Source organism: Paraburkholderia sp. PREW-6R (assembly GCF_039621805.1).
Classification (GTDB): Bacteria; Pseudomonadota; Gammaproteobacteria; order Burkholderiales; family Burkholderiaceae; genus Paraburkholderia.
The window spans coordinates 1,443,967-1,463,073 of record NZ_CP155074.1 but is presented as its reverse complement, the minus strand read 5'-3'; the positions used below and the strand labels follow the sequence as shown (position 1 = coordinate 1,463,073).

Annotated in this window: 12 protein-coding genes; 1 reads left to right on the top strand and 11 read right to left on the bottom strand. The window is 65.2% G+C overall.

What is annotated here, in order from left to right; all coding sequences use genetic code 11:
- Positions 1–26 precede the first annotated feature (26 nt).
- From AAGS40_RS21680 to bcsD, 7 genes are all read right to left on the bottom strand, one after another.
- Complete coding sequence (locus AAGS40_RS21680) at positions 27–4,775, bottom strand: cellulose synthase subunit BcsC-related outer membrane protein (RefSeq protein ID WP_345814892.1); 4,749 nt, start codon at positions 4,773–4,775, stop codon at positions 27–29.
- Positions 4,766–5,959: a cellulose synthase complex periplasmic endoglucanase BcsZ gene (gene bcsZ, locus AAGS40_RS21675; RefSeq protein ID WP_345814891.1), complete on the bottom strand. Its 1,194-nt coding sequence runs from the start codon at positions 5,957–5,959 to the stop codon at positions 4,766–4,768. The genes AAGS40_RS21680 and bcsZ overlap by 10 nt, the downstream gene beginning before the upstream one ends.
- A gap of 10 nt (positions 5,960–5,969) precedes the next feature.
- Entirely contained in the window at positions 5,970–8,579 is a 2,610-nt protein-coding gene (bcsB, locus tag AAGS40_RS21670; RefSeq protein WP_345814889.1) for a cellulose biosynthesis cyclic di-GMP-binding regulatory protein BcsB, read from the bottom strand.
- 3 nt (positions 8,580–8,582) lie between these two features.
- On the bottom strand, positions 8,583–10,784 hold the full coding sequence (gene bcsA / locus AAGS40_RS21665) for a UDP-forming cellulose synthase catalytic subunit (RefSeq protein WP_345814888.1): 2,202 nt from the start codon (positions 10,782–10,784) through the stop codon (positions 8,583–8,585).
- Complete coding sequence (gene bcsQ, locus AAGS40_RS21660) at positions 10,781–11,569, bottom strand: cellulose biosynthesis protein BcsQ (RefSeq protein WP_345814886.1); 789 nt, start codon at positions 11,567–11,569, stop codon at positions 10,781–10,783. Before bcsQ ends, bcsA begins: the two co-directional genes overlap by 4 nt.
- Entirely contained in the window at positions 11,566–12,486 is a 921-nt protein-coding gene (gene bcsP / locus AAGS40_RS21655; protein WP_345814884.1) for a cellulose biosynthesis protein BcsP, read from the bottom strand. Before bcsP ends, bcsQ begins: the two co-directional genes overlap by 4 nt.
- A 189-nt stretch (positions 12,487–12,675) precedes the next feature.
- Positions 12,676–13,131 carry a cellulose biosynthesis protein BcsD gene (gene bcsD, locus AAGS40_RS21650; RefSeq protein WP_345814882.1) on the bottom strand — a complete coding sequence of 152 codons (456 nt, stop codon included), beginning with the start codon at positions 13,129–13,131 and terminating at the stop codon, positions 12,676–12,678.
- Between the two features lie 656 nt (positions 13,132–13,787).
- Between bcsD and AAGS40_RS21645 the strand changes: the two genes are divergently transcribed.
- Entirely contained in the window at positions 13,788–16,118 is a 2,331-nt protein-coding gene (locus tag AAGS40_RS21645; RefSeq protein WP_345814880.1) for a bifunctional diguanylate cyclase/phosphodiesterase, read from the top strand.
- A 35-nt stretch (positions 16,119–16,153) separates the two neighbouring features.
- Here AAGS40_RS21645 and hpaI read toward each other — a convergent pair whose 3' ends face one another.
- The 4 genes from hpaI to hpaD are packed head-to-tail and all read right to left on the bottom strand — an operon-like array spanning position 16,154 to position 19,103.
- Positions 16,154–16,966, bottom strand: coding sequence for a 4-hydroxy-2-oxoheptanedioate aldolase (gene hpaI / locus AAGS40_RS21640; RefSeq protein WP_345814879.1), 813 nt, complete (start codon positions 16,964–16,966; stop codon positions 16,154–16,156).
- Positions 16,967–16,976: 10 nt separating this feature from the next.
- Positions 16,977–17,780, bottom strand: a complete 804-nt coding sequence (hpaH, locus tag AAGS40_RS21635) for a 2-oxo-hept-4-ene-1,7-dioate hydratase (RefSeq protein ID WP_345814876.1) — start codon at positions 17,778–17,780, stop codon at positions 16,977–16,979.
- Between the two features lie 37 nt (positions 17,781–17,817).
- Complete coding sequence (locus tag AAGS40_RS21630; RefSeq protein WP_345814873.1) at positions 17,818–18,216, bottom strand: 5-carboxymethyl-2-hydroxymuconate Delta-isomerase; 399 nt, start codon at positions 18,214–18,216, stop codon at positions 17,818–17,820.
- A 23-nt stretch (positions 18,217–18,239) separates the two neighbouring features.
- A complete protein-coding gene (hpaD, locus tag AAGS40_RS21625) occupies positions 18,240–19,103 on the bottom strand; it encodes a 3,4-dihydroxyphenylacetate 2,3-dioxygenase (protein ID WP_345816540.1) in 864 nt (287 codons plus the stop codon).
- Positions 19,104–19,107: the final 4 nt, after the last annotated feature.

Below are 19,107 nucleotides of genomic sequence, written 5' to 3'. Positions count from 1 at the left end.
GCCGCCGGTGCACGGGAGAGCGTCGATCAATTCGACAACGACAGATACGGCGAACTGAGCGGCGCGGGCGGGAACGGCTGCGCGCCGGTCTGTTTGGTGAAACTGTAGCGCAGGTACACGGCAGCGAGCCATTCACGATATTCGTAAGCATTGCCGAGCGAAGCCGTCGCCCCGAACGCAAGTTGCGGCGCAAGCTGGTATTCGCCGACTGCGCTGATCGAATACGACACGCCGGTCTTGCTCTGGCCCGGGTATACCGCGTTGCTGTCCACCCCGTTGCCGACGGAACTGGCCTGAAATGCCGCCGCACTTTGCAGGCCGGGGTCGCGCGGAAAGTAGTTAGATGAATCCTGACGGTAATGCTGCACGCCGATCGAGGCCTTCACGTCATACGTGAACGCGCCGTTGCGGCCCGACCATTCGACCGGCAGATTCAGGATCACATACTGTTGTGGACTGAAGTAGCCGCCCTGGCCGTACGTGAAGTACGACAGGTTGTCCGTGTAATGCATCCACGTGGTGTTCACGCCGACCGTGAGCGTCTGGTCGGCGTCCTTCAGCAGGCGCGTATAGACACCGCCGCCGCCTTTGAACGCGTCGTTGCTCTGGACGTTCGTGCCCATGTAGTGCTGATAGGCGGCGTTGACGTACAGACCGTTCGTGCCGTCGTCCCAGGCGAGGCTGCCCAGCCCGCCGTTGGACGTCACGCCGCCCCACTCGAGGCCGGACGCCGCGTCGCGGGCACCCGCATAGGAAAGCAGGCTGTCCGTCACCGCGCGGCGTGCAACCGCCAGCGAGTACGACACCTTGTCGGTGATCGCGCCGTTGTACTGTGCGCCGCCGACAATGTTCGTTTGGCGAAAGCCGATCGGCGTCACGCCGACATCAGCGCTTAGTCCGCGTCCTTCATAGCCGACCGACAGGCCGACGCCGTTCGCGGTCTGGCTGCCATAGTTGTTGGTGCCCGCTTTCGCTGCCTGCGCCGATGCGGCGTTAGACAGCCCCGCGCCGAAACGCGCGAGCGTCGATACGTTGCCAGCCGCGCTGCCGGCGTCGAGCGTGACCGGCGTGGCCGTCACGATCACGTGACCATTGCCCGCCTTGATGCGCCCCTGGATCGGCGCTTCGATATCGGTGACGGACGACAGGCCGTCTTCGCCCGAACGGTTGCGGAATACCACGCCGCCCGACACGGTGCTCGATTGCTCGCGATTGACCTGCGCCAGTTCTTCCGCCACGCCAAGTGTTTGCGCATTCGCCACGTTGGCTTGCGCATAGTTGCCGCCGCCGTTAGCACCGGGCGTCTGCGGGTAATACGCCTGCGCGTAACCGGCAGGCGGTTGAGGGATGTAAGGCTGCTGTTGCTGCTGGCCGGCATAGCCCTGATTCGCGTACGGCTGCTGCGGCGGGTACGGCTGATAAGGCTGTTGCGCATAGCCCTGATTTGCATACGGCTGCTGCTGCGGATACGGTTGATATGGCTGCTGCTGCGCGTAGCGCGGCTGCTGTTGCTGCTGTTGCTGCTGAGGGTAGGGCTGCTGCGTGTAAGTCCGCGAACCTGAGGTGTTCTTCGACGTGCCTGACTTCTTGCTACTGGCGCGCCGCGCGGCCGATTCCGACGTGGCGTAGGGCTGCATGGAACCGGCGTTGGCCTGCGCTTCGCGCGCAGCAGGCGACATTGGCCACGGCGTCGCCGCGTAGCCATCCGGAGCGCCGTAGGGTTGCTGATACGGCTGCTGCTGAGGATAAGGCGCCTGCTGCGGATACTGGCCCTGCTGCGGACCGGCCGCGTAATAAGCCTGTTGCGGCGCCTGTTGCATCGGCTGCTGATATTGCGCCTGCCTTTGCCCCGGATAAGGCTGCAGCGGCGCGCCCGACTGGCTGGAACCATAGCTCTCCTGCCCATAGCCGCCGGTATTGACGGCAGGCGCCGCGTTGTACGGCATCGCGGACGGTGCGCCGCTCGGCGAGTAAGGCTGCGCGGGCGCGCTGTACGGAGCGACGTAAGGCGCGGGCTGCGAGGGCGGCGGAAAGTTCGGCACGGTCTGTGACGGCAAGGAGGATTGCGAATACGGAAGCGAAGCGCGCGCGGCGTTGGAACTGCCGCCGGCGAATGCGGCGTTGTCGGCGTCGGTTGCCGTGACGGTAGCGGTTTTGCCTTCGAAGGGGTTGGTGCCCGGCAGCGGCGTCGCGCCGATCCGGCTCATCGCCGCTTCCCAGCCGCGCGGCACGTTGCTCGCGGAGCCGCTGCGCTGCGCATTGGCCATCAGCGGCGTATTGGCCGCAACGAGCGAGCGCTGCAGATAGGTCGCCGCGAGCGACAGCTTGCCCTCGGCGCGATACATGCGGCCCACCGTGGCGAGCACGCCCGGATCGCCGGGTGCGGCAGCGAGCGCCTGTTTCGCGAGCGTCTCCGCATAGCCGAACTGTTTGGCGCCGACGGCGGCGGGAATCGCCGCCTGGATCAGCGCCAGGTCGTCGGGCTTGCGTTGCAGCGCCGTGCGGTAGCTGACGAGCGCATTGCGGTCGTCGCCGGCGCTCGAGTAGAGGCGGCCGAGCGCGGCTTGCAGATCGGGATTGTCGGGCATCGCCGCGAGCCACGGCGCGATCACGTCGTAAGCGCTGGCCAGGTCGCCGCGTTGACGCACTACGTCGCACTGCTTGATGACGATGCCGAGATTCAGGTTGCCGAAGTCGGTGCGCTGTTGCGGCGTCAGTGGCATCGACGCGAGCCGGCGCATCACCATGCCGAGTTCGGTTTCCTGTTGCGTGGCGGACAGGATACCCGCGTATTGCAGCAGCAGGTCGGTGTTGCCCGGCGCGGCATTCATCGCGCTGCGCACGAGACCGAGCGCGCGGGTCGGGTCGCCGGCCTGCTGGTAAGCGGCGGCGAGCACGCCGATCAGTTCGGGGCTCGTGCCGGCCACCGGTTCGGCGGCGTGCAGCGTGGCGAGCGCCTGCTGCGGCTGCCCGGCCTTCGCCATGCGCGTGGCGAGATCAGCTTGCTGATGTACCCACAGACGATGCTGCAAGACGGTCATCGCGTCGGTGCGCTGCGCGACGGGAATCCGGTCGAGTTGGGCCAGACCCGCGCCCCAGTCCTGCGTTTCCGCCGACAGCAACGCGCTCGCATACAACGCGTCGGTCATGTCGGGATGCGCGGCGAGCAGGCCGTCCATCATGCTGCGCGCATTCGCGACCGCGCCCTGCCGCACGTAAATGCGCGCGAGGTCCAGCCGCAGCCACGGGTCGTCCGGCGTGTTGAGCAGCGCGTCCTCGAAAAGACTGCGCGCGCTGCCGAGATCGCCGCGCGCCTCGGCGGCGCGCGCCTGCGCGGCCTGTGCCTCGCCTCGCAGACGGTTGATGCCGCCAGCCTTCGACTGCTGTTCGGTGTTCAGCTGATTGGCGAACTGCAATGCTTCGTCGCCGCGGCCTTGCGCGGCAAGCGCGCCGACGAGCCCGCGAATCGCATCGGGGTTGTCGGCCTGGCGGCGCAGCGCCATCCGGTACGCCTGCTCGGCGCCGACCGGGTCGTTACTGGACAGCAGCATTTCGCCGAGCAGCACCTGCGCGGTGACGTCGGACGGATTCAGCGCGATCGCGCGTTCGAATAGCGACTTTGCTTTCGCGAATTCACCATTGCTGCGCGCGCCGATCGCGTCGCTCGTGTAGGTCCAGTAGGTCGCGCTATCCAGCGCGGTTTTCCAGCGTGCCGGATTGCCGTTGCGCGACGCGCGTTCCAGATAGTTGCGGGCTTCGGCGAAATGCTCCTGCTTCAACGCGGCGATACCCATGCCGCCGAGCGCATCGGCGTCGTTCGGACTGTTGGCGAGCACGGACGCAAACTTCGCGCGCGCGGTGGCGCTGTCGTTGCGATCGAGCGCTGCGAAGCCGTCCGCGATCACCCGGCCGCGCGCGTCGACCGCCGAGTTCTGCTGCGCACGCTCGCGTGCCGCCGCGTCCTGCTGCACCATCGAGTCGAAGCGCGCTTTCACCGCGGCGTCGTCCGGCGCGGTCTGCAGATAGGCCTGGTAAAGCGCGTTGTCCGAAGGCCGCGCGTCGAGCCACAACAACGCCTGACGCCAGCTTTTCTTCGCGGACGCGCCCACGTTGCTGTCGCCCGCCAGCTTTTGCAGACGCGCGATGCCGTCGCGCCGCGTCACATCGCGATACGTCAGATGCTGTGCGTAAGCCAGCGCATAGCGCGGGTCGTCGGGATTGTCACGCGCCAGCTGTTCGAGTCCGCGGCGCGCCTGATCCCAGCCTTGCGGCGTCGCGGAGAGCGCCTGGTAGTATTCGAGCTGCAATTCCGGCGTGGCCGGCTTGCCGACGAGCGCGCGCTGATATTCCTGCACCGCGCTCGCGCTCTGGCCGCTTTGTGCAAGCCGCCGCGCGTCGTTCACGGTCTGGTCGCGCTCGCTCGATTCGCCGAGACGGCGGCCGAGTTCATCCATATTCGGATAGTTCGGCGCGGCCGCCTTCAGGCGCGCCAGATACTGCTGCGCGCCCGCACCGTCCTTGCGGTCGGCGAGCACCATGCCCATGCCGAATAGCGCGTCGGGCTGCTTCGGATCGATACGCAGCACCTTGAGCCACGCCTGTTCGGCGAGGTCGCCGCGCTGGTGCGACTGCCAGTACTTGCCCTGATCGATCAGCACGTTCAGCGGATCTTTCGAAGCCTGCGCAAGCGCATCCGGCGACACCGTCGCGACGCAGCACGCGGCGGTGACGCTCAGCGCGAAGCGCAGGGACAACGCAAGAGCGTTCAGTCGCATGCATTCCTCCAGCTCGGCACGAGGCGGCCTGCTTCGTCGAAACGATAGCGGCCGTCGATGAAACCCGTGCCGAACAGGCCCAGCACACGATCGTAATAAACCGGTTCGCGGCCCGGCACATTGGCGTCGAGCGCGGCGAGATGCGTGCGCGCGAGACCGAGGCCGTGTTCGTCGCCGAGCGACTTGAAGTACGGCGCGAGCGCGCCCCAGTAGCTCAACGGACCCTCGCCGCTTGCCGAGCCCGACGTGGAGGAGACTTTCTCGGGCGGAACGCCGGTCTGCGCGACCCTCGCGCGCATGCCGCCGAGCGACGCGAGCCACGGTCTGGCGAGCGGATCGGCGGCCGACGTCAGGCCGGCCCACAGATACACGCGAATGGCGTCGTAACTGCCCACGTCGCCGTTCTTCGGATCGACCACGAACTGGCCGTTCTGGAATGCGGCCCAGTCAGGCGAGAAACCTTGCGGCGCGGTGGTTTTGATCAGCCTGTACGCGCTGTCGGCAAGCTTCGCCCACGGTCCGCCCGGCGCTTCGTGCGCGAGCGAGCGCAGCACCGGCAGCGGCAGATAGCTCGGGTTCAGCCGCGTGACGCTGCCTTCCCTGAAGCCTTGCGGTCCGGGCAGCAGCATCGGGCCCACGCCTGGCAGCGTAGTCGTTTCCTGGCGTGCGATCTGCGCGGCGAGCGCCTCGCCGAGTTGCGTATAACTGGCTTCGTGCCACAGACGGCCCGCCTGCAGCAGGTCGTAGGCAATCCACAGATCGGAGTCGGACGCGGAGTTCGGGTCGAGCACGCCAAACGAGCCGTCCGGCTTTCTGCCCCATTGCCATGACGGCAAGCGCAGGTTTTGCGTATCGAACTGGTTGCCCGCGAGATTGGTGCGGGTCCAGTTCAGCAGCCGGTCGAACGTGGCGCGATCGTTCGCGACGAGCGCGAAGAAGAGGCCGTACGACTGGCCTTCGGACGTGGTTTGCTGGGTCGGCGTCGAGTAATCGATCACGCGGCCGTCGGCCTGGACGAAGCGTTCGACGAACGTGCGATAGCCGCTCCATTCGCCGCATGCGCCGGCTGCGGCGCCACTCTGCGCGACTTTCATGACGCTTGCGAAACCCGTGGAAGCCAGCAGTCCCAGCATCAGCGCCACGGCTGTTTTTCTGGTGATGTTCCGGTTGATTCGAACCCGCATATCGATCCTATTAGTCCCTCAGGCGACGCGCGGCAATCGAGCGCAGCGTCCGGTAGAACAGGCCCGCGATGATCAGCGCCGCGAGCACGCCGCCCAGCATCAGCAGCAGCGGATGCGACGACAGCGCCCAGCGCAGATACTCTTGCGGCGACAGATGGCCGACGTAATACGCTTCGCCGTTCGACGTGATGGTGACGGTGCGGCCGTGAATCACCGCCATCGCGCCTTGAATCTGCGGCAGCACGTCGGCGTCGAGCAAAGCGGCGGAAAGGTCCGCGTCGGACTGGCCGGCCGCGCTCACCAGCGCCACCGCGCTGCGGTTCTTCTGCAACGGCGATTCGAAGCCGGTCAGCAGCGCGTCGCCGTTCGAACTCACGAGCGTCAGGTCCGCCCGCGCGGGCGTGCGTTCGACACCGCGTTCGCCGTGCCACCAGTCTTCGAGCTTGAACACGATGTCCGACACCTGGAACGTGCGGGAGTCGCCGTCGCTCGAAAACGGCATGGACGCGGACCAGCGTTGCAGCAACGGCTGCTTGCCCGGCGCGCCGAGAATCAGCAGGTCCTTGCTGGCGTACCTGTCGGCGTCGTCGGCAGTGCCGACGGTCACGCCGGTCGCCGGATAACCCGTGGACGCGCCCATGCGGCCCATGGTCAGCAGATACAGGCTGTAGTCACTCGAATCGGCGTCGTTCGGCAGGATCACGGCGGTCTCGGAGAGGTCCGCCATGCGCGTGAACGGAAAGCCGCTGTTGGCGAACGCCGCCAGATCGGGCAGCGCCATGTAGTGCGGGAACGACGAGAGGTCGATCGTCGAATTCGGATCGATTGCGCCCACTACGTTCTGCAGCAGACGCCCGTGGCATTCGCCGGTGTTCGGAATGTCGTAGAAGAAGTGCAGGCGAAGCTGCGTGCGCGGCGTGAGCAGCAGCGGCGGAATGTAGACCATGCGGCTCGCTTCGGCGGTTTTGTCCGGCAATACGTGCGCGAAGTAATGGCTCAGTTCGAACACGGAAGCCGTCTCCGCCGGAATCGGCATCGCGCCGACAAAGCCATTGTTCACGCTGATATTGAGCGACGAGCGGTCCGTCTTCGGACGCACGGTGTAACGGTAGCGCAGATCGATGGGCGCGCCTTTGGTGTGCCACATGAACAGATCGGGCGGCACGCGCAGGTTCACGTGGACAGCGTCGGCGTCATAACCGGAGACGGTCAGGTCGCGCGCATCGGCCAGCTCGCCGAAACGCACGGCGCGATTGGTCGGCAGCCAGTTCGGCGCGTCGTACGGCGCGCGCGGCGCGAGTTCGTTCAGGCGGGTGATCGTCGCGCTCGGACCGGTCAGCGTGTTCTGCCCGATGCCGAGCGATTTCGCGGCGGTCTTCAGTTCCGCCTCGGTGCGGCCCAGCACGAGCAGCAGCTTGCCGCGCGCGGGCGCTTCACGGTCCACCACGGCGATGGTCGGGCCTGAGATGGCCGGAATCGTGACGCCGGCGGGGCGCTGGTCGTCGGTCGCGAACACCACGGCGTTGCCCGACAGCGGCGCGTTATCCAGCTGCGCGGGGAACAGCGCGCCGCGATAGCCGGCGAGCGCGCCGAACCACGAAGCGACGATACCGCCGGCTTCCAGCGTGCCGGGACCGGGCTTCTGCGGGAACACGAACGGCAGTTCCAGACGCCGCACGTCGCGGCGGTCGAAGAACGGTTGCGGCAGCGCGGCCAGATCCGGTTTGCTCGCGAGCGACGCGTAGGTCAGATCGAGCGAACTCGCGTTGCTGACCGTGGCCCACAGCGCGGAGTTCGCCGGGTCTTCGCAGCTTGTCGTGTAATGGCCGATCAGCTGCACGTTCAGGTGATTGAATTCGGTGATGAAGCGCGGATCGATCGACACGTCGCGCGCCACCAGGATGCCGGCCTGTTCGTGCGGCACGGGAAGCGTCGCCGCCACCTCGCCGTTCACCAGCACTTTCAGTTGCGAGAGATTCGAAAGCAGCGCGGGCGAGTAGCTGTACACCAGATGCAGGATGGCGCCCGTCACCACTTCGTCGCCGCGCACCGAGAACGCGACGCCGTTCTGGCCGTCGGTGCCGCGCAATTGCAGCGGGTCCAGCGCGCCGAGGTCGGCGAACGTGAGCGTCTGACGGCGCCCGCCCGGCACCAGGGTGCCTGGTTCGGCGGTAGTAGGGGTTCTGATGCCCAGCGCTTTCACCGACGACGCGGCAAGCGCGGGTGTCGGCGTGGCGAGTTGCGCCTGCGCGATCGTGTTCGGGTCGTACGGCACGGCGGGGCTCGGCGCGGGCACGTTGCCCACGCCGGTGGCGACGCGCGCCGGGGCGCCACCGGCGGCCGCGTTCGGCGGGGTCGCCGAGGTCGCCGCGGTCGCCGATAAGGCCGGCGCGGCCGTCGTCGTGACGCCGGCGGCGCCCGAAGCCGTGACGTCCGCCTGCGCGGCCGCAGCTGCCGAGGCAAACGGCGTCGCCAGCGCAGTTTGCAGCGCAAGCCAGCAGGCCACACCGCGCATCAGCCGCGGCGAGCCGGACCGCCCGGACAGGCGCGCACGCAATCCGGTCCCTTTGCGCTCGTCCGACGAGCGTTCAACGTTTCCCTTCGCCATCCTGTTGCCCATTGATCAGTCTTTGGTTTTTAACGTCTTGACGTCCACAGGACGGCTTTGCAGAGAAGTGCGAATGTCGGCGTACAGATGCTCGAACAACCCGACAATGCCGCGCGCGCCGACCGTCAACACGTGCGACAGTCCGCGCAGCGGCGTGTCCTGCTGACGGCCTTCAGCCCAGCCGGTCCAGGCGTCGGCGCGGGCAAACGTGGTCTTGACGAACTCGTACTCCTGTTCGCGGGTCATCGCCGAGAAACGCAGACCCACGCGACCCGGCGCGGTAAAGCCGACAGTGGCGGGGAACGCGTATTCCTCGTCGCCGCGAAAGAGCGACACGGTCACGCGTTCGTGCATCGGCACCTCGATCTTCGCGGGCAGCGCGACGCCCACGCCGCCTTCCGAGTAGTCGATGGTTTCGCACGCGAGCGTGCGCCCGGTCGAGAACTTCAGCATGACCGGCATTTTCATCGCCACGCGGTGCACCGCGCGAATCTGCCGGCGCTCGCTTGCCGCCGCCACGCTCGCGCCGAGGATCAGCATGTTGTAGACGGTCCAGCCGAGATTCAGCACCGTAGTGTTCACGATGCTGCGCACGTGCCAGTTCAGATAGATGTGCACGATGCCCACGCAGAAGCCGATCAGGTTCAGCAACAGCAAAAACAGATACGGCCGCGAGATCGCCCAGTCGAAATAGTTCTTCTCGATCTGGCCGCCCTTGGCCGTCACGTTGAACTTGCCGAGCTTCGGGTTTATCAGCGCGAGCAGAGTCGGCGCGGTGATGTACGACGCCAGTACCGACTCATAGACTTCCGCCCAGAACGAATGGCGAAACGAGCGCTGCATCCGCGAGTTGGTGATGCTCGCGTGCATCATGTGCGGCAGCGCGTAGATCGCAATCGTGCTGGCCGCGGCCTCGATCACGTGCGCGTTGAAGAACAGATACGACAGCGGCGCGGTGAGAAACACGAGACGCGGGATGCCGTAGAAGAAGTGCATCATCGCGTTCAGGTAACACAGCCGCTGGCCGATTTTCAGGCCCTTGCCGGTGAGCGGATTGTCGATCCGGAAAATCTGCGTCATGCCGCGCGCCCAGCGAATGCGCTGGCCGATGTGGCCGGACAGGCTTTCCGTCGCGAGACCGGCTGCCTGCGGGATCGCCAGATACGCGGTGGTGTAGCCGAGGCGGTGCAGCTTGAGCGCGGTGTGCGCGTCTTCGGTCACGGTTTCCACCGCGATGCCGCCGATCTCCTCGACCATGGTCCGGCGCAGCAGCGCGCACGAACCGCAGAAGAACGTGGCGTTCCACAGGTCGTTGCCGTCCTGCACGAGACCGTAAAACAGTTCGCCTTCGTTCGGCACTTTGCGGAACGTGCCGAGATTGCGCTCGAACGGGTCGGCGGAAAAGAAGTGGTGAGGCGTTTGCAGCATCGACAGCAGCTTGTCGCGTAAAAACCAGCCGAGGCCGATCTGCAGGAACGAGCGGGTCGGAATGTGATCGCAGTCGAAGATCGCGAGGTATTCGCCCTGCGTGATCTTCAGCGCTTCGTTGATGTTGCCGGCTTTCGCGTGGCGGTTGTGCGTGCGGATCGTCCAGTTGACGCCGACTTCTTCGCAGAACGCCTTGAACTCGGGGCGACGGCCATCGTCGAGCACGTGGATCGAGATTTTCTCGGCCGGATAGTCGAGCGCGAGCGCCGCGAAAATGGTCGGCTTCACGACCGACAACGGTTCGTTGTACGTGGGAATGAAGACGTCGACGGTCGGCCATTCGGCGCGCGACGCGGGCAGCGGCATGGGCCGGCGCTTGAGCGGCCATGCGGTCTGGAAGTAGCCGAGCAGCAGCACGATGGTCGAATAGACTTCGGCGGAGACGAGCAGCAGACCCCACGCCGCGTCGAGCGGATGCTCCCAGTACGTGGTGGCCGTGAGCCGCCAGAACATGTAGCGGCCCGACATGACAATGGAGAGCATGATCATCACCATCGTCGGATACCGGCCGGGCAGCCGGCGAAACCATAACGCGGTGATGAAACAGCAGGTCGCGAAGAGCAGTTGCTCGTAGAACGCGAGCGGCACCGTGAACACGAAGTACAGCATCACCAGCGCGAACAGCGTAACGATGCCGGTGACGATGCGGCTGTTCCAGAAGTGCGCGTTGACGAAACGTTCGAGGCGCGACGACTCCGCGCCGTCGAGTTCTTGCGATTGCGTGCTCATGCCACGTTCCTCGGGGAAACGGTGAGTGCGTCGATCGCCGCCATCAGCCAGTCGCCGCATACGCGGAAATCGCTGGCGGCCTGGCTGAGCGGATCGTAGTGAATCAGCGTGGTGTCGCACGCAAGCGCTTCGCTCACGCCTTCATCGAGATGGATGACGCCCGGGAACATCCTGCCGCCGAGCATCTGGCGCAGCACCTTGAGCACGTCTTTCGTGAGTTGGCGCGACTGGTCGATCTGGTTGATCACGTAGCCTTCGCCGCCGAACTCGGGACGCGGCGCGGCGTAAGTGGCGATCAGCCGCTCCATTTGCGGAATGGCCGCGTAAGAGGCGGCGTCGGCGAGCACGACGTTCAGCGCGAAAGTGGCCGCCGTCAGTGCGGTGCGCACGTACGTGGACGAACCCGGCGGCGTGTCGATCACGACGATGTCCGACGGGTCGAGCCGCAGGTTCTGCAGCGATTGCGCGAGCCAGCGCGGGTCCTGGTCGATATACGCTTCGAAGCGGCGGCGGTCGTCTTCGAGCACGGCGCCGTAGGGCAACACGGTCACGCCGTCCACGCCGTCGAACATCACGGTTTGCCAGGGGTCGCCGGTCAGCGTGGCGCGCGACAGGCCGTCGACGCTATCCAGCGGCACGCCGAAATGCAGACGCAGCGCGTTCTGCGGGTCCAGGTCGAGAGCGATCACGCGCCGGCCGCCGGCAGCCAGCACGGACGCGAGGTTGGCGGCCAGCGTGGTCTTGCCGACGCCGCCTTTGGCAGACACCACGGCGATGACTTTCATGAGCGATGCGGGCCGTCGACGAGCCACGAGTGAGATGGAGCGGGCGCGGCGGCGGCCGTGGCGGCCGGTTGAGCGGGGACGCCGCGCAGCCGGTCGAAAACCGACCGCAGTGGCGCGGATTCGCCGCTTTTCGGAGCGGCCGGCGCGGGCGCGGCTTCGGCCGTGTTCGCGAACAGCTTGCCGAGGATCGAAGCCGGCTGAAGTGCGAGTGAGTGTGCGGGTGTGGCAGGTGCAGCAGGTGCGGTGACGCGCGAGTGGGACGGCGTGGCGGCTTGCGCCCATGCCGGGGTGGCGCGGGGCGCTGCCGCGGTGTCGCGAGACGGCGCATTGACCGATGCATAGACGGGCGCACCAACAGGCGCATAAGCCGGCGCATAAGCCGGCGTATGAGCAGGCGTATGAGCAGGCGTATGAGCAGGCGTATGAGCAGGCGTAAAAGCAGGCGTAAAAGCAGGCGCATTAATGGGCGCATGCACGGGTGTACTAACGGGCGCATGCGCCGCCTGGGCAGGCTGCGCGAGTTTCACCGGGGCATCGGCCTCGTCCATGTCGACCTTGCCGAATCGCGATGCACCTTGTATCTCGGCGGGCCTCGCGACCGGCACCGCGACCGGTGGAATATCCCGTCGATGTGAGCGGGTGAAAAGCGGCGCCTTCGCGCGCGTTACCGAGGCGGCGTCTTTCGAGGTGGTGTCCTGACGGTCGACGGCGACGGGCGCTTCCGTGACCGGCTCACGGCGGGCTTCGCGCCGTTGTCCGATTGCGGGAATCTCAGGCTGGGTCAGATCAAGCGTGACCAGCAGCGGCCAACGCGTGCGCGCGGAACGCGCTTCGTTCTCGCGGCCGATCTCCTGGTACGCGCTGGCGTCACCGCCAAAGTGATCGAAAAGTTTTTCGATGTCGCTCGATGAACTCATTATGCCGCCGTCTTTGTTCGTGTCTTGCCTTGCCCCGATCCTGCATGTGCTCGCGGCGCTCAACCATCCATACTGCTTCACGCGCACCGGTCAGGCGCGTTCCTCTACTGCGTGACTGCTGTCGTGCCTCTTACGGTCCTTCTGCTTCGGGTCCTGCTTTGTGTTCCTTTGCGGCCGACGTCGGCCGGATCAGCGCGGATGCCGGCCCAGACGGAACTCGATGGCGGTGTCTTCGCCTATACCGCTCGTCTGCACAACCGACAAACCCTGCGCGCCGAGTGCGCTCAACCAGGTCTGATACGCGCCCTCGAGAAAAGCGGGCGTCCAGGTTAAAGCCGTCTTACCGAACGCCTGCAACGGCGCGCAGTAGTGAAGAATGCACAGCGATTGCGCTTCGTCCGCGAGTTCGACAAAGCCCCAGTCCATCTGCTGCCAGACCTGATTCAACGTTTCCTGCAGCGCGCTGGTCGAGCCGCAGTCCGGCAGCGGATGCGTGTGCGCAAAGCGAGTCCCGACGCGATGCATGAGCTGTCGCAGTTCGTCATGTCCGAGTTGCGCTTCGAACTCAGCGGCCAATGCACCTAGCATGCCGCTCCACTGTGGCGAGATCTGACGTTCCATCAGGTAATCGAGAATTGGGACCATGTTTTCCGGGAATGGGCTGTTCCATGCGAACGCCAGTAAGACGCTTTTCGAACAGCCGTGCGCAAATCAGTGAATCGGATAATCGCGCGTTGCACGCGGCTCAGGTTACTTTTACCGAGCTGTCTGTTCGCTCCGACACACTTCGGAGCAGTCTACTTAAGACATTAACTTTTAGCCACTTTCCGATCGTCCGCGCCAACGTGCGCGCGCGTCTCGCGCAAACACCCATTCCGGTCATGTGCAACGCGATACCGCGCCAGAGCCTTACGGCTATTACCTGTCTCTGACGCAATCGCAGCAGCGCTGACTAGGATAACGGTATCTTTTGCCAATTTTTTAGCCTAAGCGTTTCGTGGTAAATGCAACGTTTGCTTGTCCGTTCAACTAATTTGAGCGAGCTGTTCGTGGACTATCATGCGGCGGCTCATTGATTTTGTTGCGTCCCCAACTTTCTTTCGGCCGGCTAGACTCACGGGTTTATCCGGGTCGCGCGCAGAGCTGCACTTCGCGCACGACGAATCGCGCACGGTTTGCAGCTTGCCGTCGCCCGGGTGCCGCCGCCGCGGAAAACGATTACGGAAAGCCTTAAATAATTATCAGACGTTTGCCGATAAGACATTGGCAGATTGCCCGGAACCAGCCTGATTTCTATCAATATGCTTTCCATTTCGATGCGGCAAACGTCTGACTCCGGTTTTCGCGAGCGCTTTCACCTGCGCTCACTGGAGCATCAACGTCCACTTTCCACCATGACGATGGCCTTCACCATCGTCGCCTTTCTGTGCCTGAGTGTCGCGCGCCAGCTGGTCGGCGGTCCGGCCACTCCGCTACTGTGGCGGCTGCTGTGCGCGTTCGTGCTTGCGCTGCTCGTGCTGATGATTCCGCGTGCGCGGTCCACGCTGCTCTTCGGGCTGATCGGCGTCGCGTATCTGCAGGTGCTGGTGGCGGGATTGGCACTGAACATCGAAAACGTAGCGCAGCCGCTCATCTGGTTGTTGCCCGCCATGGTCGTGATCCCGGTCTGCGCCGCGCCGCTGTGGCTGACACCCGCCCATTTCATGACCGGCAGCGCGCTCTTCTATACGGCGGCGTTCGCGCTGCTGCTGATGGGCAAGCCGCTCCCTCACGATGCCGCCACTGTTGCGTGGATGTGGATCGTCGTGATCGGCATGCCTACTTCGGCGGTGTTTCACGTCGGCTTCTACCGCTTCCGCCGCAATCATTTCATGCTGGAGAGTCAGCTCTCGCAGCTCGCCGCCACCGATCCGCTGACCGGCCTGCAAAACCGCCGGTCGTTCGTCAAACATTGCGAACGTCAACTCGACAACCTCGCGGCCGACGCGCGGGTCAGCGCGATCTTTCTCGACATCGACAGTTTCAAATCGCTGAACGACCGCTTCGGCCACGCGACCGGCGACCAGGCACTCTACGAGGTCGCGCAGGTGTTGATCGGAGAAACCTCGGCCGGCGACAGCGTGAGCCGTATCGGCGGCGAGGAATTTGCCGTGCTGTCGGGCGGCAGTCTGAAGGGCGCGCTGGAATTGGCGGAGCGCCTGCGCGGCGCGATTGCCGCAATCGAGCGGCCCGACGGCTTTCTGACCGCCAGCTTCGGCGTGGCCGAGCACCGGCGCGGCGAAAGCATCATGGTGCTGCTCGATCGCGCGGACGAAGCGCTGCTGCGCGCCAAGCACTCGGGGCGCAATCGCGTGTGCGCCGAGCGCGCGCTGCCGTTCGAGGCGCGTCGGCTGCTGAGCGAAGAAGGGCAAGGCGCGGGCAGTGCGCCGCAGTTTCGTTGGGGCGACTATTCGCTGACGTCGCACTTCCAGCCGTTGTACAGCCTGTCGCATCAGAAGCAGGTCGGGTTCGAAGCGCTGCTGCGCGGCGAACAGGACGACGGCACGCTGGTGCCGCCCGCTGTGCTGTTCGCGCCGCAGCCTGCGAGCGACGAAGGGGCGCTCGACCGCGCCAGCCATGTCGTGCATCTGACGCGGGCGAGCGCGGCGCTGCCCGCCGACGCGTGGCTCTTTCTCAACATTCTGCCGGCCACGTTCATAGCCGACGGTTACGCCGATCAGCTTGCCGCGATCGCGCGCTCGGCCGGCCTCGAACCGGCACGGGTGATTCTCGAAATCCTGGAATCGCACGGCGGCAGTGTCGACGAGATGTCGCGGGCGGCGCAGTCGTATCGCGCGCATGGCTTCCTGATCGCCGTCGACGATTTCGGTGCGGGCCAGTCGAATCTCGACCGTCTGTTCCGGATTCGTCCGGACCTCGTCAAGCTCGACGGCGAACTGATACGCGCGACCGGGCACAGCAGCGCGCAGCCGATTCTGCCGAAGCTCGTTTCGCTGCTCCATGGCGCGGGCATGCTGGTGGTGGTCGAGGGTGTCGAAACCACCGACGAACTGATTCTGGCGGTGGAATCGAACGTGGACTTTGCGCAGGGCTTTCTGCTCGGGCGGCCTTCCGCCGGCGTTGCGCCGCCGGAGTCGGTGGGCCACCGGATCGACGATGCGTTCGACGTGATCGCGCGCGGCCGCGCGCATCGGCACACGTTGTTTGAATCCGAGGTGGCGCCGTATCGCACCGGCTTGCAGCACGCCGCCGACGCATTGCTAGCAGGCGTGCCGATGGAACCGGCGTTTGCGCCGCTCGCCGCGCTGGAGCGCTGCATCAGCTGTTTCATTCTCGACGACACTGGCAGGCAGATCGGCCATGAAGTGCCGGGGCCCGCATGGAGCAACGAGGGTGCGTCACTGCATCCGGTGGCGAATCCGCGCGGCGCGCGGTGGGATCATCGTCCGTATTTCCGCAAGGCGGTGTTGCTGCCCGACGTGCCGGTGGCGTGCAATCCGTATCTGTCGCTGGCGAGCGGGCGTCCTTGTATTGCCGTGACGCTGGCGATCCAGTTGGGCGACGAGCGGGCGGTGATCGGCGTGGAACTGGACTGGTCGTCGTCAGGGTTGCCTTGGCCCGCGGTGGAATGAGCCAATTTCGCATTGCGCGGCGGGTGTGCTGTCGTTCAATAGCCGCCCCTGACTGCCGCGATGGTCGCGCCTGCCGCCGCCGAATTTTTATACGACGCCGCCAGATCCGCCGCTGCACGGCTGAGTAAGCCCGTATCCGTTCCAACCGCCACGAAGGTCGCGCCCGCCGCGAGATAGTCGGCGGCGATGCCGGGGTCCGGCGCGAGCACGCCCGCTGCCTTGCCGGCCTCGCGCACCGTGTCGATGCCGTGGCGAATCGCTTCGCGCACGCTCGCGTCGCCCGGTTGGCCGAGCAGCCCCATCGACGCGCTCAGGTCCGAGGGGCCGAAAAAGACGCCGTCGATGCCGTCGACGGCGGCAATCTCAGGCAGGTTCTGCATCCCCTGCATGGTTTCCACCTGCACCAGCACACACAGTTCTTCAGACGCCCGGTTCAGATAATCCGGTACGCAGTTCCAGCGCGACGCGCGCGCCAATGCGCTGCCCACGCCGCGCATGCCGTGCGGTGGGTAACGGGTGGCTGCAACGGCGTCCGCCGCCTGTGCGGCGGTGTCGATCATCGGCAGCAGCAGCGTTTGCGCGCCGATATCGAGCAGTTGCTTGATCAACGCGCTGTCGCTGCGCACCGGGCGCACGACCGGATGCGAAGGGTAGGCGGCCACCGCCTGCAACTGCGCGAGCGTGCTGCGCACGTCGTTTGGCGCGTGTTCGTTGTCGATCAGCAGCCAGTCGAAGCCGGCCGTGGCCAGCAGTTCGGTCACGTATGCATCGGCCAGCGCGGCCCATAGGCCGAACTGCTGCTTGCCGTCAGCGATCGCGCGTTTGAATGGGTTGTGCGGTAAGGACATGTCCACTCGCCTAGATAAAATGCAGACCGATGCCGCCGAGCGGACCATAGTCGACATGAAACGTGTCGCCGGCGCGCGCGGGAATGGGGCTCGTAAACGAGCCGCTCAGAATCACGTCGTTTGCGTTCAAAATTTCGTCGTACGGAGCAATCTTGTTGGCAAGCCACGCGACGCCGGTTGCCGGATGGTTCAGGACGGCGGCCGCCAGTCCGCTTTCTTCCACCGCGCCGTTCCTGTAGAGCAGTGCGCCCACCCAGCGTAGATCGACATCCAGCGGACGCACGGGGCGGCCGCCCAGCACGATGCCGGCATTCGCGGCGAAGTCCGAGATCGTGTCATACACTTTGCGCGGCGCTTTCGTTTCGCGGTCGAACTGCTCGATGCGCGCGTCGATGATCTCGACGGCGGGCGTGACGTAAGCCGTTGCATCGAGCACGTCGAATAGCGTGACACCGGGACCTTTCAGCGGCTTTGCCAGCACGAACGCGAGTTCCACTTCCACGCGCGGCGCGATGAATCGGTCGATACGAATGTCCTGCCCGTTTTCGATGAACATGCTGTCGAGCAACGGCGCGTAGTCGGGTTCGTCGATCTGCGACGAGCGCTGCATCGCACGCGACGTCAGCCCGATCTTGCGGCCTTTGATCACGTGGCCTTCGGCAAGTTTGAGCTTTACCCATTCGCGCTGGATTGCATAGCCATCCTGAACGGTCATCTGCGGATAGGCCGCGGAGAAGTGCCGCAATGGCGTGCGTGTTTTCTCGGCGTGATCGAGTCGCGCCGCGAGTTCGCGGATAGTCTGTTCGTCTAGCATGGCGTGGTTCCGATGAGCGCTCGCTCGGGCAACGCGCTCAGGCTTTGAGGCGCGCGTGCAGGTTGTTGTGCTTCCACGTGCCCGCTTCACTGAATTCATTGATTTCCAGCGATAACGCGAGACCGTGCTGCTCGAATTCCCGCGCAAAGTGTTGTTTGATCGCGTCGAACAACGCGTCGCCGGTGGCTTTCTTCGCGGCCTCGGAGCGGCCCGCGCCAATCTTCAGATTGGCGTGCACGAATGCCGCGTCGGGGCGGCCGTCGGCGATGCTGTACGCTTCACAGCGCAGCGCGCGCACGCGAATCCCGCCGAGCGGGTAGACGCGCTCCTCGTTTTCGCGTTGTGCGTCGAGGCATTGCGCGAGTGTTTGGCACAATTGCCCGATGCTCTCGCCGGTGGCGAGGTTCGCGCTGTATTCCAGGGTGAGATGCGGCACGGTGAACTCCTTCGACTGGACGCTTAGACAGGCAGCGGCGTGACCGGGAAGATTGCGTTGATCTGCCCGGTGCCCGAGCTGCCGAAATAAGGTGTGATGACTTCAACCTTGCCGTCGTAACGATCCCAGCCGAGCGCGCCGAGCAGCATGGCGGTGTCGTGCATGCCGCCTTCGCCCCAGCATTTCTCGTTGTAGAGCGGCAGCATGCCGCAGAAGGTTTTCCAGTCGCCGGCTTCCCACAGGTCGACCACCTTGCGGTCCATCTGTTCGAGAAAGGGGCTCCATACCTTGTGCATGAACTGCTCGGCGGTGCCGTTGTTCGCAAAGTGGTGGCTGAGCGACCCGCTTGCAAGAATCGCAACGGTCCCGTCATAGCGCTCTTCGATCGCCTTGCGCACGGCGAGGCCGAAGCGCGCGCTCGTTTCGAGGTCGTGCCACATGCACCAGCCCGCGATCGACACGGTTTTGAAGTGCTGGTCGCCGTTCATGTAGCGCATCGGCACGAGTGTGCCGTACTCCATTTCCAGCGTGGTCTCGCTGTGCGCGCGGGTCTTTACGCCCATTTCGTTGGCGACTTCCGCGATCAGGTTGCCGAGCCCAACGTTGCCGGGGTACGCGTACGGCATGTTCCTGATGAAATGCGGCAGTTCGTTGCTGGTGTAGACACCCTCGAATTTCGGCGCGCAGTTGATGTGATATTCGCTATTCACGAGCCAGTGCACGTCGAACACGACGATTGTATCCACGCCGAGTTCACGGCAGCGGCGGCCGATTTCGTGATGCCCGTCGATGGCCGGTTGTCGGCAGCCTTTATGCGGGCCGTCGAGTTCGGATAAATACAGCGAGGGCACGTGTGTGACTTTTGCTGCCAGCGCGAGCTTGCCCATCATG